The organism is Salinicola sp., from assembly GCF_982684285.1.
Genome location: NZ_CEXLVS010000104.1, coordinates 1 through 8737 on the forward strand (window position 1 = coordinate 1; position 8737 = coordinate 8737).

At 63.2% G+C, this 8737-nt stretch carries 8 protein-coding genes and 1 pseudogene; 2 read left to right on the plus strand and 7 right to left on the minus strand.

Annotated features, from left to right (window positions below):
* Both AC3AYF_RS10720 and gcvH read right to left on the minus strand, forming a co-directional pair.
* Positions 1–581: pseudogene (locus tag AC3AYF_RS10720) on the minus strand (glycine dehydrogenase (aminomethyl-transferring)); the annotation flags it as partial.
* Positions 582–667: 86 nt separating this feature from the next.
* Positions 668–1072, minus strand: coding sequence for a glycine cleavage system protein GcvH (gene gcvH / locus AC3AYF_RS10725; RefSeq protein WP_295039160.1), 405 nt, complete (start codon positions 1070–1072; stop codon positions 668–670).
* A gap of 498 nt (positions 1073–1570) precedes the next feature.
* Here gcvH and AC3AYF_RS10730 point away from each other — a divergent pair, with 498 nt between their 5' ends.
* Together AC3AYF_RS10730 and gcvT are read left to right on the plus strand one after the other, a co-directional pair.
* The gene (locus AC3AYF_RS10730) at positions 1571–2965 is read left to right on the plus strand and encodes an alanine/glycine:cation symporter family protein (protein WP_298846488.1); all 1395 of its coding nucleotides are present in this window, start codon (positions 1571–1573) and stop codon (positions 2963–2965) included.
* A 33-nt stretch (positions 2966–2998) separates the two neighbouring features.
* A complete protein-coding gene (gene gcvT / locus AC3AYF_RS10735; RefSeq protein ID WP_295039166.1) occupies positions 2999–4111 on the plus strand; it encodes a glycine cleavage system aminomethyltransferase GcvT in 1113 nt (370 codons plus the stop codon).
* Between the two features lie 108 nt (positions 4112–4219).
* On the opposite strand, the gene AC3AYF_RS10740 is transcribed toward gcvT, so the two are convergent.
* The 5 genes from AC3AYF_RS10740 to yihG all read right to left on the minus strand — a co-directional run bounded on the left by AC3AYF_RS10740 (position 4220) and on the right by yihG (position 8372).
* Positions 4220–4831 (minus strand): alpha-ketoglutarate-dependent dioxygenase AlkB family protein, encoded by a 612-nt coding sequence (locus tag AC3AYF_RS10740; RefSeq protein WP_487779720.1) that lies wholly within the window; start codon positions 4829–4831, stop codon positions 4220–4222.
* Between the two features lie 12 nt (positions 4832–4843).
* Positions 4844–5398, minus strand: a complete 555-nt coding sequence (locus AC3AYF_RS10745) for a phosphatase PAP2 family protein (protein ID WP_295039170.1) — start codon at positions 5396–5398, stop codon at positions 4844–4846.
* Positions 5367–6524 carry a glycosyltransferase family 4 protein gene (locus tag AC3AYF_RS10750; protein WP_295039172.1) on the minus strand — a complete coding sequence of 386 codons (1158 nt, stop codon included), beginning with the start codon at positions 6522–6524 and terminating at the stop codon, positions 5367–5369. Before AC3AYF_RS10750 ends, AC3AYF_RS10745 begins: the two co-directional genes overlap by 32 nt.
* 139 nt (positions 6525–6663) lie before the next feature.
* Complete coding sequence (locus AC3AYF_RS10755; protein ID WP_295039173.1) at positions 6664–7491, minus strand: M23 family metallopeptidase; 828 nt, start codon at positions 7489–7491, stop codon at positions 6664–6666.
* Positions 7492–7496: 5 nt separating this feature from the next.
* Complete coding sequence (gene yihG, locus AC3AYF_RS10760; RefSeq protein WP_295039175.1) at positions 7497–8372, minus strand: 1-acylglycerol-3-phosphate O-acyltransferase, YihG family; 876 nt, start codon at positions 8370–8372, stop codon at positions 7497–7499.
* Between the last annotated feature and the right edge of the window lie 365 nt (positions 8373–8737).

The window sequence follows — 8737 nt, forward strand, 5'->3', positions numbered from 1 at the left end:
GCCCGGGTGCGGAGCACATCCAGGGTCTGGGGCAGCACGCTGTCGGAGACGAAGAAACGCTGGCTCTTCTGCTTCTTGTTGGCGCGCCGGCAGAGCGCCATGGCTTCCGCCGCCGCCGTGGCCTCATCGAGTAGCGATGCGTTGGCGATCGCCATGCCGGTCAGATCCATCACCATCTGCTGGAAATTGAGCAGCCCCTCCAGGCGACCTTGGGCAATCTCGGGCTGGTACGGCGTATAGGCCGTGTACCAACCGGGATTTTCCAGCACGTTGCGCTGAATGACAGCCGGCAGGTGCGTCGGGTAGTACCCCTGACCGATGTAACTCTTGAAAACCTTGTTCTGGCGAGCCAGACCCCGCAGATAATCCAACGCCTCCGATTCGCCGCGCGGGCCGTCCAGATCCAGTTCGCCGTCGAGCCGGATTCCCTTGGGAATGGTGCGGTCGATCAGCGTCTCCAGCGATGGCATGTCGAGCGCTTTGAGCATCTCGACGACATCGAGAGGATTCGGGCCGTTGTGACGCTGAATGAAATCTGCGTGATTGGCCAGGTCAGTCAGGGGGCGAGTCTCGGTGGGCATGATCTATCCGGCGAGGTTGGCGGAAAAGGGCGGCCGTTCGACGTTCGTGGCGGCGAACGGCCGAGCTGGTAAGGATGAGGCGGCGATCAGTCGTCCTGATCTTCCTCGGCGGCAACCAGTTCGCGATAGGCTTCCGCCGACATCAGCGATTCCAGGTCGCCCTGGTCGGTCAATTGCAGCTTGAGAATCCAGCCGTCGCCGTAGGGGGAATCGTTGACGGTTTCCGGCGCATCCTCCAGCGACTCGTTGACTTCGACGATCTCTCCCGCCAGGGGGGAATAGAGGTCGGACGCGGCCTTTACCGACTCGATGACGCCAAACTCGTCGCCGGCGTCCAGCTCCCGCCCGGGTTCCGGAAGTTCAACGAAGACCACGTCACCGAGGGCTTCCTGCGCATGATCCGTGATACCGACGGTCACGGTGCCATCGCCGTTATCCAGCACCCATTCGTGGCTATCGGTGTACAGCAGGTTGTTGGGGATATCGCTCATGGGAGTTTCCTATACGAAACAGTTTTCGATACGGGGAATTTTGGCGAGCATTATGCACGAATGCGAGATCGATTGGCATAGTCTCGAGGGTCTCCGGCGCAGCTTTGCGCGGATCGCGCTACTAGGTTGAGCCCAGATCCACAAAACGTCCAGTTTAAGCGGGCGATCTTCGCCGAGCCGCGGCGTACGCGCCGTCGGCGCCGGTCGTTTCATGGCCGGCCGCTGGTACGGGGCACCGCTGCGGTAGGCACGGACATCCATGATGGCCGGAGGGAGAAAAGTTTCCTATTGGAAACACCAAAGGCTTTTCGCTAAGGTGTAACGCCCCGCCACGGAAGCTGTGGCGACGGTTTCTGGATGAATGCTTTGGAATAATTGTTAACGCGTAGTTGAATCCTCTATTGTTGCCACGCTTTGACTTGTCAATGATCGATCGTGGCGACGGCTGGCCGTTCGGGCCCGTTCGACAGCAACAACAACGTGATAATGGAGGTCGACGTGGATCAACTTAATGCGGTGTTCAGTGCCATCAATGGTGTCGTCTGGGGGCCATTGATGCTGATTCTGCTGTTTGGGGTCGGTATCTATCTGCAGGTAGGGCTCAAACTGATGCCCATCCGCAAGTTGGGGCTCGGTTTCAGCCTGCTGTGGCGTGGGCGTCGCAGTGAAGCCGACAGTCGTGACGAGGGCGAGATATCACCGTTCAACGCGCTGATGACTGCGCTCTCCGCGACCATCGGTACCGGCAATATCGCGGGCGTCGCCACCGCCATCGCGCTCGGTGGCCCGGGGGCGGTGTTCTGGATGTGGCTGACGGCCCTGGTGGGGATGGCGACCAAGTTCGCCGAAGCCGTGCTGGCCGTCCGGTATCGCGAGACCGATTCCACCGGCAATCATGTCGGCGGCCCGATGTATTACATCCGTAACGGACTCGGCAAGCGGTGGGCCTGGTTGGGCGGACTGTTCGCGTTCTTTGGTGCGGTGGCGGCCTTCGGCATCGGCAATACCGTTCAATCCAATTCCGTTGCGGATGCATTGACGACCTCGTTCGGGGTACCGGCCTGGCTGACCGGCGTGATCATCATGGTGCTGGCCGGCGCGGTGATTCTGGGGGGGATCAAGCGTATCTCCCGCGTCGCCGGGAAGCTGGTGCCGTTGATGGCCGTTGCCTATTTTGCAGCCGGCGTGGTGGTCCTGGTGCTGAACGCCGACCAGATCGGTAACGCATTGGGCACGATCTTCTCCCACGCCTTCCAGCCGATTGCCGCCAGCGGTGGCTTCGCCGGCGCGGCGGTGGCGGCGGCGATCCGTTTTGGCGTCGCTCGTGGGATCTTCTCCAACGAAGCCGGCCTGGGCAGTGCGCCCATCGCCCACGCCGCGGCGCAGACGCGCAATCCGGTCCGCCAGGGTCTGATCGCCATGCTGGGCACCTTCATCGACACGTTGGTGGTCTGCACCATGACCGCGCTGGTGATCCTGACCTCGACCCACTGGCTCGATGGCGAGAGTGGCGCGGCGTTGACCTCGCTCTCCTTCGACAGCGCCTTGCCCGGTATCGGACAGCATATCGTTGCGATCGCGCTGTCGATATTCGCCTTCACCACGATTCTGGGCTGGTCGTTCTACGGCGAGAAGTGCTTCCAGTATCTGTTCGGCGATCGGACGATTCTGCTCTATCGCATACTGTTCGTGCTGGCGGTGCCGGTGGGCGCCATGGCGAAGCTGGACTTCATCTGGCTGGTGGCGGACACCTTCAATGCGATGATGGCCATTCCCAACCTGATCGCCCTGGCGCTGCTGTCGCCGGTGGTATTCAAGCTGACCCGGGATCACTTCGCCGGCAAGACGGTCCTGCCGGGAGAAGCGCTGGAAGATCACGACCCCAAAGCGTAACGTTTTTCTATCCGCCCTGATCTGGAGACATCCATGTCCGACATGAAACAGACCCCGCTGTTCGCGCTGCATCAAGAGCTCGGTGGCAAGATGGTGCCTTTCGCCGGATACAGCATGCCCGTGCAGTATCCCCTGGGTGTCAAGAAGGAGCACGAACACACGCGCCGGGCCTGCGGGCTGTTCGATGTCTCCCACATGGGCCAGGTGGCGGTGACCGGGCCCACTCCCGCGAAGGCGATGGAGACCCTGGTTACCGCCGATGTCGTCGGGCTGCCGGAGGGAGGGCAGCGCTACGCGCTGTTTACCAACAGCGAAGGTTGCATCCTGGACGACCTGATGATCGTCAATCAGGGCGACTGGCTCTACGTGGTGGTGAACGCCGCGTGCAAGGATCAGGACCTCGCCTTGATGCGCATCGGGCTCGGCGCGGATCACGATGTCGAGGTTCTGGACCGAGGGCTGCTGGCACTGCAGGGGCCCGATGCCGCCATCGTCATGCAGCGCCTCTGTCCGGCGGCTTGCGATCTGGTCTTCATGCAGCACGGACGGTTCGAGGTCATGGGCAGCGAGATCTGGGTAAGCAGAAGCGGGTATACCGGCGAAGACGGGTTCGAGATATCGGTGCCGTCCGAGGCGAGCGAAGCGCTGGCACGCTGGTTTGTCGATCAGCCCGAGGTCGAGCCGATCGGTCTGGGGGCACGGGATTCGCTGCGCCTCGAGGCGGGGCTCTGCCTTTATGGGCACGATATCGACACTACCACCACGCCTGTCGAAGCGAGCCTCTCCTGGGCGGTGGGCAAATCCCGGCGCGTCGGGGGAGAGCGGGAAGCTGGCTTCCCGGGGGCGGACAGGGTCCTGCATCAACTGCAGGCCAAGGATCATCGCCGTCGCCGTGTCGGCTTGCTTGGAGAAGGCAGAGCGCCGGTCCGGGAGGGGGTCGAACTGTTCGACGCGGACGACCGGATGGTCGGGCAAGTCACCTCGGGCAGTTTCGGGCCCAGCGTCGGCGCGCCCGTCGCCATGGCCTACGTCGTAGTGGAAGCCGCCGAGAAAGGCACTACGCTCTACGCCGATGTCCGCGGCAAGCGACTGCCGATGGTGATCAGTCCGATGCCTTTCGTGCCAGCCAACTATTATCGCGGCTGATCCGCTTGAGAGGCGGTGTCTCTCAAGTTTATACCGTTATCTTTCATGCCTCCCGAACAGGGAGGCATTTTTGGTTTCAGCACCCCTGCGCAGTACTCCAGAGAAGCCCTAGAGGATTCGACGAAAGGTCAGGTTGATGCGAACGCCGTCGATCGAACGCGGTGCCAGCGCATGTTGCCATCGGGATTGAGCACCGGGACCCATCAGCAGGAGGCTGCCATGCGGTAGCCAGACGTTGAAGGCGTGACGTGGCCTACCCGTTTTCTCCCGAAAGCGAAGAGGGCGCTCACTGCCCATCGAAAGCGAGGCGACGACGGGATTTTCACCCAGCTCGGGCTCGTCGTCGCTGTGCCACCCCATCCTTTGCTCGCCGCTCTCGTAGCGGTTCAGCAGGACGCTGTTGAAGTCGGCGTGGGGTAGATCGGCTGCCTGCAGCGCACTTCGCACCCGGTCTCGCAAATCCTCTACCAGCGGATGCCAAGGCCGGGGCTCGAGGGTCCGGCCGGAGTAGCGATAGCTCGCGCCGTCATCCCCCATCCAGCATTGGGAGCGGGGAATGACATGTCGTTTGCCGTAGAGCGACAGCGTCGGCGAAGACCATGGGATCTCCTGCTCGAGCACCCGTTGAATGGCGGAGGCTTCGGCGGCGGCAACGAAATCGGGAAGCAGCATCAGCACCGGGGAGGCGGCGATGCAGTGCCAGCGGGTACTGTGGGGCATGCAGACGACGCTTCAGCTCCAGACCATCAGCGCCAGCAGGCTGCTGCACCAGGCGAGACCGGCGCCGATCAGTGCTCCCACGATCACGTCACTGACGTAATGAAGCCCCAGCACCACCCGAGAGATGGCGATCAGGCCGGCGAGAGGCAGGACCACGGGTAGCAACTGCGGAGTGCTCGCGGCTGTCAGGCTGGTGAACATGACCGCGTGCAGGGTGTGGCCGCTGGGGAAACTGTAGCGGTCCACGGGGGGCATCGTGCAGCGGATCGTGGTGAAGGTGATGTAGGGGCGCTCGCGGCAGAGGCGAGTCTTGAGCAGGCGGTAGAGCAGGGCGGCGACACTGGCCGTCAGGCCCCACTGAATGGCGAGCAACCAGCCCTGATAACCGTGCAGCAGGGGTTGCAGCAATGCCAGAAACGCCCAGGCAGGCCAGTCCCCCAATCTGCTGACGCAGCGAAAAAGCCAGAGTGTCGGGGCGTGGCGAGACAGTTCCGCCAGACGGTGGCTGAGCCGACTTTCGAAGCGGTCCAGTCGTTCAAACGTGAGACGTTGAGTGCGTGGCGGCATGTTGGGTCCCCTGGACTTGAATCAGCTGCGCAAGAAAGCGATCGCCAATGTGGCTCCAGCTCAGGCTGGAGACGCGCTGGTGTGCCTGACGGCCCAACCGGGCATATAGCGCGGGCTGTCGGCACAGCTCGCTGGCGGCCTGAACGAAGCCCTGGGAATCTCCCGGCGGCACCAGCCGGCCGTTGACGTTGTCGGTGATCAACTCCCCCGCTGCCGCGTGATCGAAAGCCACCACGGCCAACCCGCTGGCCATGGCCTCCGGGACCACATTGCCGAATGTCTCCGACAGCGAGGGAAAGATGAACATGTCCGCGCTGGCATAATGCCGGGCCAGTGCTTCGCCGGTCTCGAAACCCGTGAATATGGCTTCCGGCAGGCGCCGGGCGATCGTCTTGCGAGCGGGGCCGTCCCCCACCAGCACCTGGACCAGAGAGGGATTGGCGCGCTGCATGGCCGCCATCGTGTCGGCCAGCAGGTCGATGTTCTTTTCGCTGGCTAGTCGTCCGACATAGAGTGCCACCGGCTGGTGGGGGCCGGCCCCCCACTGGCGTCTCAGTTCGACGTCCCGACGGGAGGGGCGATAGCGTTGGGCATCGACGCCCCGGGCGAGGACCGAGACGCGGCGGTAGCCGCTGCCTTCGAGCATTCGCTGTTGCGCTGCGGTGGGGACCAGCGTCGCCTCGCAGCGGTTGTGAAAATATCGCAATCCCCGGCGAGCGATGGGGATGCTCCAGCCGAGGTGATAGTTGCTGGCATATTGATCGAAGTTGGTGTGAAAGCCGCTGACCACGGGGATCCCCAGGTGTTTAGCCGCGTTCAACGCCGACCAGCCGAGCGGACCTTCGGTTGCGATGTAGATGGCGTCGGGGCGCTCGTGGCGCCATAGCCGGATCAGACGTCGGCGGCAGGGCAAGCCGATATGCACGTCGGCGTATATCGGAAGGGCGATCCCCCTGACGTGGACATCCCGTTCTGCCAGGGCGTCGCGTGCGCCATTCGCCGGGGTGGGACGAATCAGTTGAAGCAGGACTCCCTTGGATGCCAGATGGTTGGCGAGCTGGCTCAGGGTATGAGCCACGCCATTGACCTCCGGCGCCCAAGTTTCACTGACCAGGGCTACGCGCATCTCTCTCACTCCTTCCACGCCAGCGAAGCTCTCTACCAATCCCGCCTTGTCGCCAACCGTGTTCGAACCAGTCTCCGATACTGGGGGGTGCCGATGACGTCAATGCGTCACGATGATGACGAACTGATGACATCGTTGATTAGCGTAGCACGCGCGCGGGATCCACGGGCTTGCCGCCGTGGCGGAGGTCGAAAAGCAGATGATAACGACTGCTGCCGCTCTCCTTACCGATTTCGCACAGCGGGGTGCCGGCGGAGACGGATTGCCCCTCCGACACCATCAGCTTGTCGCAGAACGCGTAGACGCTCTGCATGTTGTCGGCGTGGTGGAGTATGACGACCTGTCCCAACTGGCGCATGCCGCTGGCGAATCTCACCTTGCCCGACGTGGTTGCCCTGGCGGTGGCGGGCGAGGATGTCGACAGCATCATGGGCTGCAGCGTGCCATGGGCGTCCCGCCCGAACCGGCGCTCGACGGTGTAGTCATCCAATGGCCAGCGCCATCGGCTTGCCGACGAGGGCAGCGGGCCGGGATCGGGCAGTGACCGGGATGCCGCCGGTGCCGGCGATGATGCCCGGCCACCCGACGAACCGCCCGCCAGCGGAACCTGGATCAACTGGCCGACGGCCAGCTGCGACGGATCGATGCCCGTATTCGCGGCCTGGACGCGCTGCGGGTTGGCGCCGAAGTGGCGGGCGATCGAATAGAGGGAGTCCCCCCGTCTTACCTGGTAGCGGTATGGGCCGCCACCGGGTGCGCGCTCCTGCCGGGAGGGCAGCAGCAGACGTTGGCCAACTGCCAGGCGGCGGGAGTCCACGCCAGGATTGAAGCGCTGGAGCCTGAGTAGCGGTATGCCCGCCTGGCTGGCGATCCTGCCCAACGTATCGCCACGCTGCACGGTCACCCAGCCCCCGCCGTCGGCGATGCTGGCATGACCGCCGCCGCCGCTCGCGCAGCCCGCGAGCAAGAGCGTCAATCCCAGGAGTAGGAGGAGAGCGCCGCGTCTTTTTCCTGCCACAATGCGTTCAACCATGTGTAGAAACGTTCCTTGTATTGGGCATCGTCGTAGCGCCCGTCCAGCATCCACTCCGGCCTGTCGAGGCATCTCGCGACGATCGCCACGTCGGCCTCGCGTCCGCAGAGGAAATCCCAGAAGTTGGGCGTGCCCCGGCGGTAGTGCAGGGTCACGTCGATGATACCGTCCAGGCGTGGTCCCAGCAGCCCGATCACCTGGGCGACGCCCCCGGCCTTGGGTCGCAGGAGATGTTGGTAGGGGCTCTCCTGCCGGCGCTGCTTCTCCGGTGTGCACCGCGTTCCCTCGACGAAGTTGTAGATCGTCATCGGCATTTCGCGGGCGTGGTCGCACATGCGCCGGGTCGCCTGACGATCTCGTTCGGCAAGTTTGGGGTTCCGAGCCAGCTTCTCGCGGCTGTAACGACGCATGAACGGAAATTCCAGGGCCCACCACGCCAGTCCGACGATCGGCACCAGAATGAGTTCTCGCTTGAGAAAGAACTTCGGCATCGAGACACGACCCGTCAGCACATAGAGCAGGGCGATGATATCGGTCCAGCTCTGGTGGTTGGCCATGACCAACCACCATCGACGCGGCGAGAGCGAGGCAGGGAGGTCGGCGTGGATCCTCGGGCAAATCCAGCAGCGGATCCAGGCGTTGTTGGTCTTCACCCAGGCGAGGGCGATCCAGTGAAGACCGCCGAGCACCCGAAGGCGCCATCGCCGGGTGGGCGTGACCAGTTTCAGTATCGTCAACGCCACCAGAGGCATGCCCCAGAAGAGCGTATTGAGGACCAGCAGCAGGACGCTGACACACCCTTTCAGGGTCGACATGCCATTCTCCATCAATGACTTGGCTCGATGTTACTGGAATGTCGCCAGGCTGCACAGCGCTTCGGCGGGGATCCAGGCGCCGCGTTGCGTGCTCGCCGCATCAGTCGGATGCGTGTCGAAAGACTGAGATCCGTCATTGCCGAAAAACTAACCAATCTAAGACCGGCATGGACAGGGTCGGCGACTGCCGCTATCGGCCACCGGAAATGCACAGCGTTATCCACAGAAGATGTGAATAATTCGTGTCGGTTCCCGCCAGCCCCGGAGGGTGGGGCGTGAACTCGGCAAGAGGCGCTCCGACTTGATAGACTGCCGCCGCTTTGTCTTCCGATATCCACATTCGGCGTCCATCGATTCGGATCGAC

Coding starts and splice junctions, on each gene's coding strand:
- gcvH (WP_295039160.1), bottom strand. CDS start 1,072: ATGAGCGATATCCCCAACAACCTGCTGTACACCGATAGCCACGAATGG.
- gcvT (WP_295039166.1), top strand. CDS start 2,999: ATGTCCGACATGAAACAGACCCCGCTGTTCGCGCTGCATCAAGAGCTC.
- AC3AYF_RS10740 (WP_487779720.1), bottom strand. CDS start 4,831: ATGCCCCACAGTACCCGCTGGCACTGCATCGCCGCCTCCCCGGTGCTG.
- AC3AYF_RS10745 (WP_295039170.1), bottom strand. CDS start 5,398: ATGCCGCCACGCACTCAACGTCTCACGTTTGAACGACTGGACCGCTTC.
- AC3AYF_RS10750 (WP_295039172.1), bottom strand. CDS start 6,524: ATGCGCGTAGCCCTGGTCAGTGAAACTTGGGCGCCGGAGGTCAATGGC.
- yihG (WP_295039175.1), bottom strand. CDS start 8,372: ATGTCGACCCTGAAAGGGTGTGTCAGCGTCCTGCTGCTGGTCCTCAAT.